At 68.7% G+C, this 13,375-nt stretch carries 14 protein-coding genes and 1 pseudogene; 8 read left to right on the top strand and 7 right to left on the bottom strand.

Going from position 1 to position 13,375, the window contains the following annotated elements; all coding sequences use genetic code 11:
* Positions 1-178 precede the first annotated feature (178 nt).
* The gene (locus tag VN520_RS12090; RefSeq protein ID WP_325746885.1) at positions 179-373 is read right to left on the bottom strand and encodes an antitoxin; all 195 of its coding nucleotides are present in this window, start codon (positions 371-373) and stop codon (positions 179-181) included.
* 426 nt (positions 374-799) lie between these two features.
* Here VN520_RS12090 and VN520_RS12095 point away from each other — a divergent pair, with 426 nt between their 5' ends.
* A complete protein-coding gene (locus tag VN520_RS12095; RefSeq protein WP_325746886.1) occupies positions 800-2,089 on the top strand; it encodes an FAD-binding protein in 1,290 nt (429 codons plus the stop codon).
* A gap of 4 nt (positions 2,090-2,093) precedes the next feature.
* Here VN520_RS12095 and VN520_RS12100 read toward each other — a convergent pair whose 3' ends face one another.
* From VN520_RS12100 to VN520_RS12110, 3 genes are all read right to left on the bottom strand, one after another.
* Complete coding sequence (locus VN520_RS12100; RefSeq protein WP_325746887.1) at positions 2,094-3,083, bottom strand: MASE1 domain-containing protein; 990 nt, start codon at positions 3,081-3,083, stop codon at positions 2,094-2,096.
* Positions 3,084-3,146: 63 nt separating this feature from the next.
* The gene (locus VN520_RS12105) at positions 3,147-3,980 is read right to left on the bottom strand and encodes a PP2C family protein-serine/threonine phosphatase (RefSeq protein ID WP_325746888.1); all 834 of its coding nucleotides are present in this window, start codon (positions 3,978-3,980) and stop codon (positions 3,147-3,149) included.
* A 103-nt stretch (positions 3,981-4,083) separates the two neighbouring features.
* Entirely contained in the window at positions 4,084-4,563 is a 480-nt protein-coding gene (locus VN520_RS12110; protein WP_325746889.1) for a MarR family transcriptional regulator, read from the bottom strand.
* 109 nt (positions 4,564-4,672) lie between these two features.
* Between VN520_RS12110 and VN520_RS12115 the strand changes: the two genes are divergently transcribed.
* The 3 genes from VN520_RS12115 to VN520_RS12125 all read left to right on the top strand — a co-directional run bounded on the left by VN520_RS12115 (position 4,673) and on the right by VN520_RS12125 (position 6,261).
* Positions 4,673-5,083: an organic hydroperoxide resistance protein gene (locus tag VN520_RS12115; RefSeq protein WP_325746890.1), complete on the top strand. Its 411-nt coding sequence runs from the start codon at positions 4,673-4,675 to the stop codon at positions 5,081-5,083.
* Positions 5,084-5,359: 276 nt separating this feature from the next.
* On the top strand, positions 5,360-5,521 hold the full coding sequence (locus VN520_RS12120) for a hypothetical protein (RefSeq protein WP_325746891.1): 162 nt from the start codon (positions 5,360-5,362) through the stop codon (positions 5,519-5,521).
* 107 nt (positions 5,522-5,628) lie between these two features.
* On the top strand, positions 5,629-6,261 hold the full coding sequence (locus VN520_RS12125) for an SGNH/GDSL hydrolase family protein (RefSeq protein WP_325746892.1): 633 nt from the start codon (positions 5,629-5,631) through the stop codon (positions 6,259-6,261).
* A gap of 38 nt (positions 6,262-6,299) precedes the next feature.
* Here the strand turns inward: VN520_RS12125 and VN520_RS12130 are convergent.
* Positions 6,300-7,049, bottom strand: a pseudogene (locus tag VN520_RS12130) (ATP-binding protein); the annotation flags it as partial.
* Between VN520_RS12130 and VN520_RS12135 the strand changes: the two are divergent.
* A complete protein-coding gene (locus VN520_RS12135; protein ID WP_325746893.1) occupies positions 6,984-7,220 on the top strand; it encodes a DUF397 domain-containing protein in 237 nt (78 codons plus the stop codon). The pseudogene VN520_RS12130 and the gene VN520_RS12135 sit on opposite strands and share 66 nt — an antisense overlap.
* A gap of 107 nt (positions 7,221-7,327) precedes the next feature.
* The gene (locus VN520_RS12140; protein ID WP_325746894.1) at positions 7,328-8,269 is read left to right on the top strand and encodes a helix-turn-helix transcriptional regulator; all 942 of its coding nucleotides are present in this window, start codon (positions 7,328-7,330) and stop codon (positions 8,267-8,269) included.
* Positions 8,270-8,597: 328 nt separating this feature from the next.
* Here the strand turns inward: VN520_RS12140 and VN520_RS12145 are convergent, their stop codons facing one another.
* Complete coding sequence (locus VN520_RS12145; RefSeq protein ID WP_325746895.1) at positions 8,598-9,413, bottom strand: SAM-dependent methyltransferase; 816 nt, start codon at positions 9,411-9,413, stop codon at positions 8,598-8,600.
* Positions 9,414-9,811: 398 nt separating this feature from the next.
* Here VN520_RS12145 and hemC point away from each other — a divergent pair, with 398 nt between their 5' ends.
* The gene (gene hemC, locus VN520_RS12150; RefSeq protein WP_325746896.1) at positions 9,812-10,747 is read left to right on the top strand and encodes a hydroxymethylbilane synthase; all 936 of its coding nucleotides are present in this window, start codon (positions 9,812-9,814) and stop codon (positions 10,745-10,747) included.
* Between the two features lie 405 nt (positions 10,748-11,152).
* The gene (locus VN520_RS12155) at positions 11,153-11,539 is read left to right on the top strand and encodes a VOC family protein (protein ID WP_325746897.1); all 387 of its coding nucleotides are present in this window, start codon (positions 11,153-11,155) and stop codon (positions 11,537-11,539) included.
* Between the two features lie 308 nt (positions 11,540-11,847).
* Here VN520_RS12155 and VN520_RS12160 read toward each other — a convergent pair whose 3' ends face one another.
* A complete protein-coding gene (locus VN520_RS12160; RefSeq protein ID WP_325746898.1) occupies positions 11,848-12,951 on the bottom strand; it encodes a YncE family protein in 1,104 nt (367 codons plus the stop codon).
* Positions 12,952-13,375 lie beyond the last annotated feature (424 nt).

The raw sequence follows: 13,375 nt of genomic DNA on the forward strand, positions 1-13,375 counted from the left end.
CTGTTCCGTCGCTTCCCACACTCAGGAGACGTTGTGCGGCGGGGACGATAACAGGAATCCGGTCAAGTGCTCGAAATCCGTACATGCCGAGTGCCGGATCCGGCGACGGCGTGGCCGTCACCGGATCCGGCACCGGAAAGAGGGTCGGACGACGTGCGGACGCGGTGGTACGAGGGGGTCAGGCGCGAGGCGGGCTGTCCGGTCCGCGGTCCGAGCCGAACTGCCGCTTGAGCCTGTCCTGACCGGTGTCGACATGCTTGCTGTACTTGCCCTGCGTCCGGTCGTCGATCATGTCACCGGCCTTGTCGACGCCCTTTCCGGCCTGGTCCTCGTGGCCTTTGAGCATTTTCTTGATCTTGTCCAGCGCGGACATGGCGGCTCCTCCTCGTCTCGGCTTCCCCCACCCATCCAGGGTCACCGCACATTGCCGGGCCCGCATCCGCGAGCGCCGCCGGGCGGTCGGACGGGCGCTCGACGTGTGAAGGGCGTCCGGATGGGCAGATACCGGGTTACCAGAAGGGGGTGGTGGCCATGGGCCGCATCCGGATCGTCCGACGTCCGCAGCCGCCCGCGGGGCCGCCCCCGCTGGATCTGCGCACACCGTCCGGCCGCCCCTTGCCGTACTGACTCCTCAGCCGCGTCCGGAACGCCGTGTCTGCTCGATGCCGGGCCGGGCGTCGCCAGGAAAGCGGACTGCGCACCGGCAGGGGCGGGCGGCAGACACCGTCGAGCCACGCCGTCGGTGGCGTCGCGCACAAGCCCTGAGCCGACGGGCGGGCGCAGCGTAAGCTCCGGAGGCATGATCGATCATTCGGCGCACGCTCCGTCCGCCCGTCAGACGAACTGGGCCGGCAACATCACCTTCGGCGCGAAGAGGTTGCACACACCTTCCTCGGTCGCCGAACTCCAGGAGCTGGTGACCGCTGGTACGGCCGTCAGGGCGCTGGGCACCGGCCACTCCTTCAACACGGTCGCCGACACCTCCGGTGTGCTGATATCCGTCGCGGGACTGCCGCGCTCCATCGAGATCGACGGGGAGGCCCGTACCGCGTCGGTGAGCGCCGGTCTGCGCTTCGGGGAACTGACCGGCGTCCTGCACCGCAGCGGGTTCGCGCTGCACAACCTGGGTTCACTGCCCCACATCTCCGTAGCCGGAGCGTGTGCCACAGGCACCCACGGTTCGGGCGTGGGAAATCGCTCCCTGCCAGGCGCCGTCAGGGCGCTGGAACTCGTCACCGCGGACGGCCGCATCGTGTCACTGAAGCGGGGGGACCCCGACTTCGCCGGTGCGGTGGTCTCTCTGGGCGCACTGGGAGTGGTGACCCGGCTGACCCTGGACCTCGTGCCCGCCTTCGAGATCCAGCAGTGGGTGTACGAAGGGCTTCCGCAGGAGCAGCTGCTCGGCCGGTTCGACGCGGTGATGTCCGAGGCCTACAGCGTGAGCCTCTTCACCGGCTGGCACGGGGGCCCGATCGACCAGGTATGGCTCAAGCGGCGGGTTGCGGGCGACGGCCCCCGCACCGCCCCGCGCGAGTGGCACGGCGCGAAACTCGCGGAAGGGCCGAGGCATCCGGTTCCCGGTGTAGCGGCCGAGCACTGCACACAGCAGCAGGGTGCCCCCGGCCCCTGGCACGCCAGGCTGCCCCATTTCCGGCTCGAATTCACCCCGAGCAACGGAGAGGAGCTGCAGTCCGAATACTTCGTCGCCCGGCACGACGCCGTGGCGGCCTACGAGGCCCTCGACCGGATCCGGCAGCAGTTCTCGCCGCTGCTCCAGATCGGGGAGATCCGCACCGTGGCCGCCGACGATCTGTGGCTCAGCCCGGCCCAGGGGAGGGACTCCGTGGCGTTCCACTTCACCTGGGTACCCGACACCGAGGCCGTCACGCCCGTCCTCGGGGCGATCGAGGACGCCCTTGCCCCGTTCGGGGCCAGGCCGCACTGGGGCAAGGTCTTCACCACCGCGCCGAGCACGCTGCGGGAGCTGTACGGCCACTACGCCGACTTCGAGCGGCTGACCGAGCGGCTCGACCCCACGGGCACGTTCCGCAACGGTTTTCTGGCACACCACTTCCCCCGTACGGGCTGAGGCTCTAGCCGAGCCCGCTCCGCGGCTCGTCGGACCGGCCCTCCGACGACGGACGCGGTGCGAGCTCTTCCACGAGAGCGGCCAGCTCCTCGCACGCCACCTCCGTCTCATGGCGGATGTTGTTGTGCTCCGTCACGATCGCCGCCAGCAGGAGGGCGGTGAGTGCCACACAGCCGTTGAGGACGCACAGGTTGAGCATGACCTGAAGTATCGAGTGGCCGGTGAACGGCCCGACCCGGTCGGTCCCGGCGATGACCGCCATGACCGACATCAGGAAGGCGCACGGAGCGCTGCCGGCCAGCTGGAACCGGAGGGCGGCCCAGATGAGCACCGGGAAGAGGAGATAGATCATGGACAGCGTGCTTCTGGTCGCGACGGCCGTCGCTCCCGCCGCGACGACCGTGAGTGCCACAGCCTCCACCCACCGGTCGTCCAGTCCGGGCATCCGTACCCTGCGCAGGACGAGCAGCAGAGGCGTGACCATCAGTACGCCCATGGCATCTCCCGCCCACCAGGCCGACCAGACCTGCCAGAACTGAGCGGTGGGGAGCGCACCGCTCAGCGTCTGGGCCCCGGTGCCCGCCGTAGCGCTGATCAGCATGCCTCCCATGGCCCCCAGGAAGACCAGGACGACGCCGTCACGCAGGCGGTCCAGCTCCGTACGGAAGCCCACCGCGCGCAGGGCCAGGACGGAGCACACCGGAGCGAGAGTGCTGCCGGCCACGACAGCGAGGCCCCAGAAGTCGAAACCGTCGCTCATCGCGATGACGCTGGACAGAGCGCCGAGTGCGATACCCGGCCAGGTCCGCAGGCCCAGATGCAGCAGCGATGCCACGGCGATGCCGGAGGGCGGCCACAGTGGGGTGACGACCGAGTTCTCCACTTCGACCGGTCTGAGCAGACCGAGCCGTCCTGACGCGTAGTAGGCAGCGGCAATGCCCAGCATCTGCATGACGATCACGGCTCGGCGTCTGTTTTCCTCGCTGCGGATCACGCATCTCATAAGACACCGCTCGTGACGGCATGCCGTTGTGACACGCGCGGCAGGCGGCCGTGCTCACCGGGACCCCGAGGAGGCGTCGCCGTGGCGCAGGACGAGAACCGCTGCGTCGTCCTCGTGCCCCGTGAAGACCGCGGCCTGGAGCACCCTGTCCGCCAGTTCCTCCGCGTCGGCCCCGGCGTAGGCGCTCACCAGGCGCCTGATCCGGTCCAGACCGTCGTCGATCGACAGCGAGGGGCCTTCGATGACGCCGTCGGTGAGCAGCACGAAAGCGCCGGAGACATCCAGATCGCGCCGGGTCACCGGGTAGTGCTGACGCAGCTCGATGCCCAGCGGAAGGCCGCCGGCATCGGCGGTGATGCCGGAACGCCCGTCTGTGGTCGCCCACACGGAAGCGACATGACCGGCGCGGGCGCTCCGCAGCTCCCGGGTCCGTGGATCCAGCCGGAGGAAGGAGCAGGTCGCGAAGAGAGCGGAATCCATCGAGAGGATCAGATCGTTCGTGCGACCCATCACCTCACCAGGATCGGCGGCCGAATTCGCTATGGCGCGCATGGCGATCCGGATCTGCCCCATGAAGGCGGCCGCTTCCACGTCATGCCCCTGGACGTCGCCTATGGCCAGGCCGAGCGCTCCGTCCGGCAGTACGAAACCGTCGTACCAGTCGCCGCCGATGTCGAGTCCGTCGCGCGCGGGAGCGTAGCGAGCAGCGGTCTGCAGTCCGGGGAAAGCGGGCAGGGCCGCGGGCAGCATCTTGCGCTGCAGGGCCTGGGCCAGCTCGACGCGGGCCTGATGCAGCTCCACCTCCTGCCGGGCGCGGGCAGTCAGGTGCTGCAGTGTGCTGAGCAGGTCCTCGGCGCTCGCCGACCGGGGAGTTCGACGCCGGTTCATGGGCCGCTCCGCGTTGCGATAGTTCCTGCATCATATTTCGGGGTGGAAAGTCCTGCGAGCGCTGTGCGCGCCCCGGCCGCGAGCGCCGGTGGAACCGGGCGGGTCAGCCGGCCCGGCCGAGGGAGGCGGTGAGGCGGCCCAGGGTCTCCTGCAGGGCCAGGACCTCCTGGACCGACAGCCCCGTCGCTCTGAGGACCGAGCGGGGGACGGGCAGTGCGCGCTCGCGCAGTTCCGCTCCGGCGTCGGTGAGGCGGACTGTGACCGACCGCTCGTCCTGCTGACCGCGTTCCCGCCTGACGAGGCCGGCCGATTCCAGCCTCTTCAGCAGCGGCGACAGCGTTCCGGAGTCCAGATGCAGCCGCTCGCCGATCGTCTTGACCGGAAGAGGGCCGTGCTCCCACAGGACCATCATCGCCAGGTACTGCGGGTAAGTGAGGCCGAGGCCTGCGAGGGCTTCCCGGTAGACGCCGCCGAACGCGCGGGAGGCCGCCTGCAGCGAGAAGCAGACCTGGTGGTCGAGCTTGAGCAGTTCGGTGTCCGGCAACTGGTTCAGGTCGGGGGCCGGGGGCGGCGGTGGAGTCATGGGACCAGGGTAGCTTGCCGCTCATTATTTAGTTGTGCACAATTAAATTGTGTGCAACCATCATGAGGTGGCCGGGACCGGTCACCGTCGTACAAGAGAGGGGCGCTCCATGGACGCGCTGTACACTGCTGCCGCCACCGCGAACGGACGTGAAGGCAGGGCGGTGAGCTCGGACGGGCGGATCGACCTCGCGCTCGCCCTGCCGCCGGCACTCGGGGGCGACGGGGAAGGCACCAATCCGGAGCAGCTCTTCGCCGCCGGATACGCCGCGTGCTTCGCGAGCGCGATGAGCTCGGTCGCCCGTGAGATGAAGGTCGACACCAAGGACGTATCCGTGACGGCCGAGGTCTCGATCGGCAAGGACGAGTCGGGGTTCGGTCTCGCAGTCGTCATGCGCGTCGAACTGCCTGAGGCGCTCGAAGGGGAGACCGGCAGGCGTCTGGTCGAGGCGACGCACGCATACTGCCCGTATTCCAAGGCCACGCGCGGCAACATCGACGTCGAGCTCGTCATCGAATAGCGGACCGGGCCCCGCCCGGCGCCGGGCGGGGAGCCGGGTCCCGCAGGGGGCAGGAGTCGAACCTGTGGCATCCGGTTGTGGAGACCGGCACTCCGGCCTCTGAGCTGCACCCCTTCGGTGGAATCAGCCTCGCAGGCGACACCACTGCTGACAACCGGTTCTCCGGTGGCTCCGACCAGTTTCCGGGCCCGCTCCCCGGCGGCCGGGCGGGAACGCGTACACTCGGCTCCCGTTTCCGCTGATTGGCGGGCATAACCGATCGATAGGCAGTTTCACGTGAGTTTCGCAGAGGCATCAGACGCGCCGATCTACGCCGGTCTGGTGGAGGAGCAGGGCGACGTTCCGGCCGAGGTGCGAAGGGTGGCCGAAGAGACCCTGCAGGAGGTGGAGAGCGCGCTCGACTTCAGCGCGGTGCGCGCACCGGCCGCCGCCCGCTGAGCCTGATCCGGATCATGCCGGGCCCCGCAGGCCTGGTCCGGATCACACCGGGCATCTGTGGGCAGGAACGATCTCTGCCTTTGACTCCTCACCGTTCGGAGCACAGCGTGACCATCAGCCTGCACCGCTCAGCAACCGTTCTGTTCCAGGGCGACAGCATCACCGATGTGGGACGGCTGGCGGAGCAGGACACCCCTCTGGGCAACGGTTACGTCCGGAGGGCTGCAGAGCGTGTGCGGTCCGCTCGGCCCGACAGCGACATCACGTTCATCAATCGGGGCGTCAGCGGCGACGGCATCTCGGATCTGCGCGCCCGCTGGCGCGAAGACGCCCTGGAGCTCGAGCCGGACGTGGTCTCGGTCCTGATCGGCGTGAACGACACCTGGCGCCGCTACGCCTCCGGTGTCGTCACCTCGCTACGTGCTTTCGAGAACGATTATCGCGCCATTCTCACGCAGACACGGAACGAGCTGGACGCTCAGCTGATCCTCATCGAGCCCTTCCTGGTACCGGTGCGCGAAGAGCAGTGGGCCTGGCGCGAGGACCTCGACCCCAGGATTCAGGCGGTCCGCAGACTGTCCGAGGAGTTCGGCGCCGCGCTGCTCGCGGCCGACGGCCTGCTCAACCAGGCAGCGCGCGCCGCCGGGGGCGCCGAGCGCATCGCAGGTGACGGAGTCCACCCGACCCCGCTCGGGCATGCGCTGCTGGCGGAGGCATGGACGGCTCTGGCGGGGCTGTAGGGCTCTGAGGGCCGGAGGACGGGGATCCTGGCCCAGACGGTCTTGCCCATGCCTGTGTGCCGTGCCCAGCCCCAGGAACTGCTCAGCGCGTCGATGATGCGCAGGCCGCGGCCGCGCTCGAAGGAATCGTCCGCAGGGCGGAGTACGGGCACCTCGGGGCTGGGGTCGTTCACCGCGCACACCAGCGTCCCGTCCTGGCAGGCGAGACCGAGGCGGGCCGGCGGCTGCTCGGTGTGCCCTGCGGTGGGCCGCAGCCCGTGGCAGACCGCGTTGCTCATCAACTCGCCTGCCACAAGGGTGACATCGTCCGCGCAGCAGTACAGACCCCACCCCTCGAGTGCATCACGGACGAACACCCGGGCCTGCCGCAGGCTTTCCGGAGCCGCATCCAGGCCCCGGGTCATGAATCCCGGGGCCCCGAGACCGAGGTCCCGCGCCAGCTCCTCGTGCGGGTCCGCGTCGGGCCCGGCCGAGCAGGGCCTGCGGGCTGCTCCGTGACGTGGTGTGTTCTCCGCGTGCATGAGCGCTGAAAACCCTCCGCTGAAGGCCCGTTCATGGTGTCGTGAGGGCCGGATGGCCACTAGTATCCTCGCCGTCCGTGCATCAGGTGCAATTGCATCCGGAATTGCACCCAGGGGTGTGAGTGAAGGACACCTGTTCACCCGGTGCGGACCCTGGCAGCACGCCAGGCCGAGCCAGCGCGACGAAAAGGAATGGACCGCATGCAGCACATCGACAACGGCGTTCCCGCCAACTCCCTGACCGGCGTGGAATGGAGGAAGAGCCATCACAGCAACCCCAGTGGCAACTGCGTCGAGATGGCACTGCTGCCCGGCGGTGAAGTGGCCGTGCGTAACTCCAGGTATCCCGAAGGTCCTGCCCTCGTCTACACCGGAGACGAGGTGCGCGCGTTCCTCGCGGGCGTCAGGGACGGTGATTTCGACACCATGACCGGCTGAATACGCGGCAGAACGGGCTGAAAAGGCACGGCACTCCCGCATCGGCCGGGCCTCCGTGGGCTCCTGATGGCACACTGGCGTCAAGACGCCCGTCCTCAGGAGTCCGCATGCCCGGCATCGAACCGCTCCAGCCGCCACGGAAACCGACGCTCGCCCCGGCCACGGGGGCAAGTCCCACGGCACTGCGCCTCGTTCTGGGTGCGCAGCTGCGGCGGATGCGCGGTGAGGCAGGCATCACGCCCGACGTAGCGGCCGACCGGATCCGGTGCTCGACGGCGAAGATCAGCCGGATGGAGACAGGACACTCCCCCTGCAAGGAGCGTGATGCGGCCGATCTTCTCGCGCTCTACGGTGTGACCGACCCCGTCATGACGGCCGAGTTCATCGACCTGGTGCGCAAGGCCGGCCAGCGGGGGTGGTGGCGCAACTACGCCGACGTACTGCCGGACTGGTTCGAGCCCTTGGTCGGCCTGGAGGAGGCCGCCGCGTCCATCCGTACGTATGAAGGCCACTACATCCCGGGGCTCCTGCAGACAGCCGACTACGCCTATGCGGTGGTGCGTTCCGGGCATGCCCTCGAATCGGAGGAGATCACCCGGCGTCGGGTCGAACTGAGGCTCAGGCGGCAGCAGTTGTTGTGGCGACGCGATGCACCGAAGGTGTGGGTGCTGCTGGACGAGGCGGTGCTGCTGCGTCCCACAGGCGGTGCCCGGGTGATGAGTGAGCAGCTTGCCCACCTGCTGGAAATGACGGAGCTGCCGCATGTGATCGTGCAGGTGGCCCCCTTCGAGGTGACCGCCCGCACGTCTCCGGGCAACGGCATCACGTATCTGAGGTTCGCGATGGACGGGCTCCCCGATGTCGCGTACATCGAGCACCTCACCAATGCCACGTCCGTGAACAAGCAGGACAGCACGGATGAGTACCGGTGGATCCTGGACTCGCTCAGCGCCCAGTCGCCGAGCCCGGCCGAGAGCAAGGGCCTGCTGAGGCAGGCACTCGAGCGCTACAGCGGAGGTGGCCGGCTCTCCGGCGGCTCCCCTGTATGACCTGAACCCCGTTCGGCGCCCCGGGCCGGATGCGACTCCTCAGCCGGTCAGAGCCTCGGTGATCTGCCGGGCGGTTCGCGCGGCGACCCGTGGGCCGACCGCGGCTTACGAGGCGCAGGTGTTCAGCGCGGTGGTCAGGACCCAGCCGCCCCCGGCTCCTGGTGGCCTCGTTCACGCCGAGAACGGACCGGGAAGGCGGGCAGCCCGGACGCCGGCCGGCCGTCGGCGGGACACCGCCCGTGGCCACCGGACAGCCGAAACCGGGATCGAGCCCCATCGGTGCGGGGAGGGCCGGAGGCGGGAGCGGGGCGACCCGGGCGGCGGTCCGTCACCGTGTCCGGCCGACGCCGCCGTACTCGATCCACTCCCGGGTCGCCTGTTTCGGCGCCAGATCCGAATCCGGTCGCCATGTCGACACCTCCACCAGGCCCGGGTCCAGGACGTCGAGGCCCTCCAGGAAACCGTGTACGTCAGACTGCTGACGCACCCGCCCCCACTGGTTACCGGTGCTCTTCGCCATGAAGTCCGTGACGAAGTCGCGGGTGGCCGCGTCCTCACTCACGAGCTGGCACACCACCAGGAAACTTCCCGGAGCCAGGCGGGCCGCCACCCGGCGTACCAGTCCCGCGGGGTCGTCCTCGTCGGGGATGCAGTGCAGCACGGAGACGAACAGGGCGGCCACCGGCTCGTCGAAGTCGATGAGCCGGTTCACCTCCGGGTGTCCGAAGATCTCCTCGGTGTCCCGCATGTCCGCCTGGATGACCGCAGTCCTGTCGTTCTCCTCCAGTATGGCCTTGCCGTGCGCCAGGACGATGGGGTCGTTGTCGATGTAGACGACCCGGGCCCCGGGGTCCACGAGTTGAGCGACCTGATGGACGTTGTCCTGGGTCGGCAAGCCGGACCCGTGGTCGATGAACTGGCGGATCCCGTACTCGGACGCCAGGTGGTGCACGACGCGACGCAGGAACCTTCGGTTGTTCACCGCCAGCACCTTGGTGCTCGGCACGCGTTCCAGGAGCTGCTCACATGCCACCCGGTCGGCGGGGTAGTTGTCCTTGCCGCCCAGGTAGTAGTCATACATCCGCGCGACGCTCGGCACGTTCACATCGATGTTCTTCGGAATGGAGGTGTCCCCGTTGGTCATCCAGCGCCTCGCGGTTCGAAAGAGAGGAAAATCGGCGTCCGTGCGTGGCCATGCTAGAGAGGTCGCCGGGTGGGTGACAGCCTTCGGCTGAATGGGGCAGAGCCACAGGGCGTCGAATCGGCCATACACAGGTGGGATGAAATGTCCGTATCGATGGTTTTGTTCATTCCGGGGTGGCCGCTTTCGGGTGTCGGTACAGCAACTCTGCCTGATGAGCGCCTGCTGCCGCGCGGACATGGCGGTGCGACATGCCTGTACACGGGTGAGTGGAGCGTTACTTCGCCGCGGCCGGAATTCGACGGCGGCCGTCTGTGGTTCCCGTCGACTCGCGGTCCGAAAACGGGCGCCGTCCGCGTCGGACGGTCGCGGTTCGAGCGCGGCGGTCTATCGTGGGAGCCATGTCCGCCCCTGAGCTGATCCGCATCGTCTCCCGCGACTCACCCATGGCCCTGGCCCAGGTCGAGCGTGTCAGGGCTGAACTCGCGGCCCTCCACCCCCACACCGTCACCGAGGTCGTCCCCGTCAGAACCACAGGCGACAAGTGGATGGGGGATCTCTCGCAGGTCGAGGGCAAGGGAGCCTTCACCAAGGAGGTCGACGCCGCCCTGCTGGCCGGAGAGGCGGACCTGGCCGTCCACTGCGTCAAGGACATCCCGGCCGACCGCCCGCTGCCCGCGGGTACGACGTTCGCCGCATTTCTCGAGCGCGACGACATCCGTGACGCGCTCGTCCACCCCGGGGGACTCACCCTCGACCAGCTTCCCGACGGCACACGCGTCGGCACCTCCTCGGTCCGCCGGACCGCACAACTCGCGGCCTCGCACCCTCACTTGAACTGCATCCCGTTTCGGGGCAACGCCAACCGCCGACTGGCGAAACTGGCCGGGGGAGAGGCCGATGCGCTCATCCTGGCCGTCGCGGGCCTCCACCGCATCGGCCGCCCCGACGTGATCAGCGACATCCTCGCCCCGGAGGTGCTGTGCCCCCCGATCGGTGCGGGTGTCCTCGCCCTGCAGTGCCGAGAGGACGACACGGCGACCATCGGCACCGTGAGCGCGCTCAACCACCCGGGCACCTACCGGGAGATCACGGCCGAACGCATGTTCCTCCATGTCCTTCAGGGGCATTGCAACTCCCCGATCGCCGGATACGCCACAGCCCATCGCAACGGGGATCTCTCCCTGCGTGCCTGTGTGTTCACCCCTGACGGCAAGACCGTCCTCAACGCCCACGAATGGGCCGGACCGCTCGATCCCGCCACCCTCGGCACCTCGGTGGCAGTCGCCCTGCTGCGCCAGGGCGCCCGCGAACTGATCGACACCATCGCCCACTGAGCCCCCGGACGGAGGCGCGCCGCGAGCACCTGGGCGGGAACCGGCGCATCAGGTGACCGTGTCTGCTGAGAACACGAGTGATGTGACGATTCAGCGCATGTGGCCCGGCGGAAGTCCCGTGGCCGCCGGGCCGCGCGGGCTCGGATTCCGAGCAGGACCGGCGAGGGTCAGGACCGGCGGGGGTGAGGAACTGCTCGAGAACAGGGGCGGCGCCGCTACCGGGCCATCAGGATCGACGGCCATCGCCGACTCCGGACACCGCTGGCCGGAACCAGGGCGGAGCCGTGATCGCCCCGGTCTTCCGGCAACGCATCGAGCTGCACCGGTGGAAACTCCCGATCTCACGCCCGACAGGGTCGGTGCGAAGGCATGCTCCGCAGGGCCTCTCCACGTAGGGTCGGCACCATGGTGAATGTACTGAGCAGCAGGGTATTGCTGAGGCCCGGCGACCCGGAGGCCTCCCGCGAATTCTACGGACGGACCCTCGGGCTGGCCGTCTACCGGGAGTTCGGGACCGGGCCCGACCGCGGAACGGTGTATTTTCTCGGCGGGGGCTTCCTCGAGGTCTCAGGGCGTTCGGACGTACCGCCGGGCGACACACTGCAGCTCTGGATGCAGGTGGCCGACTGTGCGGCGGCACACGAGGAGGTGGCGGCCCGGGGAGCGGTCGTCCTCCGCCCGCCGCTCCAGGAACCCTGGGGTCTGATCGAGATGTGGATCGCCGACCCGGACGGCCACCGCATCGTGCTGACCGAGGTGCCCGCCGACCACCCGCTCCGCTATCGTCCTTGAGTGCTCCAGGGATGTTGCCGGGCGAGAGCGGTGAGCGCGACGTGGGCCGCCTGCGCACCGGATCCGCCCCGGGCGGCGGAAGCTTCGGACGCAGGGCCGTGGCCGACAGCGTTCTGGCTCTCCACAGTAGGGCCGAGGCCCCGCTTCTCTGCCGGATGCCGACTGTGTCGTGACGGGGAGCCGAACAGAACCGTGGGCGACGACGCAGGGGACACCATGAGTGTCCCCCTGCGCGCTTCACCTCGGGGATCGTGACGGTCGTGCGGCCTGGTCGGTCCCGGTGTGCCGAACGGCCGGGGACTTCAGGTTCAGCAGACCGGACGTGCCTCCGCCGCTTCGCGGCCGAGAGGAGCCTTGGAGTTCAGGCGTATCCGTGTGAGCCCGTCCTCCCCGGCAGGCCCGGAGCCGGACTTGTCGAGGACATAGGCGGTGTTGCGGTCGGCCACCTTGACGTGGTTGGGATACGCACCGGTGGTCACGGTCTCCACGACCGTTCCCGTGCCCGGATCGACCACCGACAGGTTCCCGGCCAGCCGGTTGACGACCAGGACACTGCCTGAACACGGCTCGACGGCCACAGATTTCGCACCCTCACCCGTCGCCACCGACCTGACGACGGCGCCCTTGCGCAGGTCGACGACCGACAGTGTTCCCGAGGCCTGGTCGGCGGTATAGGCGATGCGCCCGTCGCTGGAGAGCGCGATCGAAAGTGGTCCGCTGCCGGTGGGGATGAGCCGCGGGGCCCTGGAGCGGGGTGTGACCTCGATGATCTGGTTGTTGGTGAAGTCGGCGGCGTAGACAGCACCGGTACGTTCGTTCACCACCAGTCCTGTCGGTCCGCTCCCCTCGATGGTGACCCGCTTGATCTCCTTGAATGTGCGGCTGTCGAAGGCCACGAGAGCACCGTCGCTGAAGGAACTCGACCATACGACGTTGCGCTTCTCGTCCACGACGATCTCGCGGGAGTGGTTCACGTTCGCTCGGGTGGCGAGGTGCCGGCCGGTCCGCTGGCTGTAGACGGCGACAGAGTTGTTCCGGGTGTTGGTGACCCAGAGGGTGTTGTGCTCGTCATCGACATCGATGCCGTAGACGGCTTCGACCGTGCCGTTGGCCGGGGGTGTGAAGGCCGCTTCGACCTCGAGGGAGTTGGGATCGATCCGCAGCAACTGGGAACCCGTGACCGGGGCAGGTGGCTGCCCCACGGAGGCGGTGGCCCACAGCACGTCGTTTCGTTCGGAGTACGCGGACTGGTAGAGGCCCTGCGCGAGCGGAACCGACGTGACATGTGAGCCGGCCGGAGTGGTGGTACCAGCGGTCGCGGTTCCGGTGCCGGCCAGCGCGAGAGCGCTGCTGAAGGCGAGTGCCACGGCAGTCGCGGTGACGCGGCGAGCACGGCGATGAAGCGAGGGCATGTGCGCTGTTCTCCCTGGGAGTGCACCTTGTTGAGGCGCGCGATATCGGGGACGGTCGGGTCGCGCCCTCGTGTCCACCGGGTTGTCGAGTGCCCCGAGGCGTCCGGAGGCCAGAGCCTGGTACGCGCGCGTAGTGACGGATTCCGAGCGTGCGGGTACCTGCTCTGCCTCCATGCCTCGGGTAAAGATTAGGTAACCCTAAGATAATTTTTACCCAGAGGGCAACCGGTGGTCAGCAGCCGAAGAGGAACGAGTCATCGCCCACCTGCCCCTGGCCCACCGCAATCCGCGGAGACGGGAGCAATCACGGAATCATGCCCAGGGTCCGCTCCTGAGGCGTAACCTGTCCGGCGTCGGACTGGAGCGCTGCCCCTGGCAGTGCGCTCTGCTCTGCCGGACGCACGGATCGCTCCGGTCTCCCGGT

The sequence above is a fragment of the Streptomyces sp. genome, from assembly GCF_035563135.1.
In the GTDB taxonomy this organism is placed as follows: Bacteria; Actinomycetota; Actinomycetes; order Streptomycetales; family Streptomycetaceae; genus Streptomyces.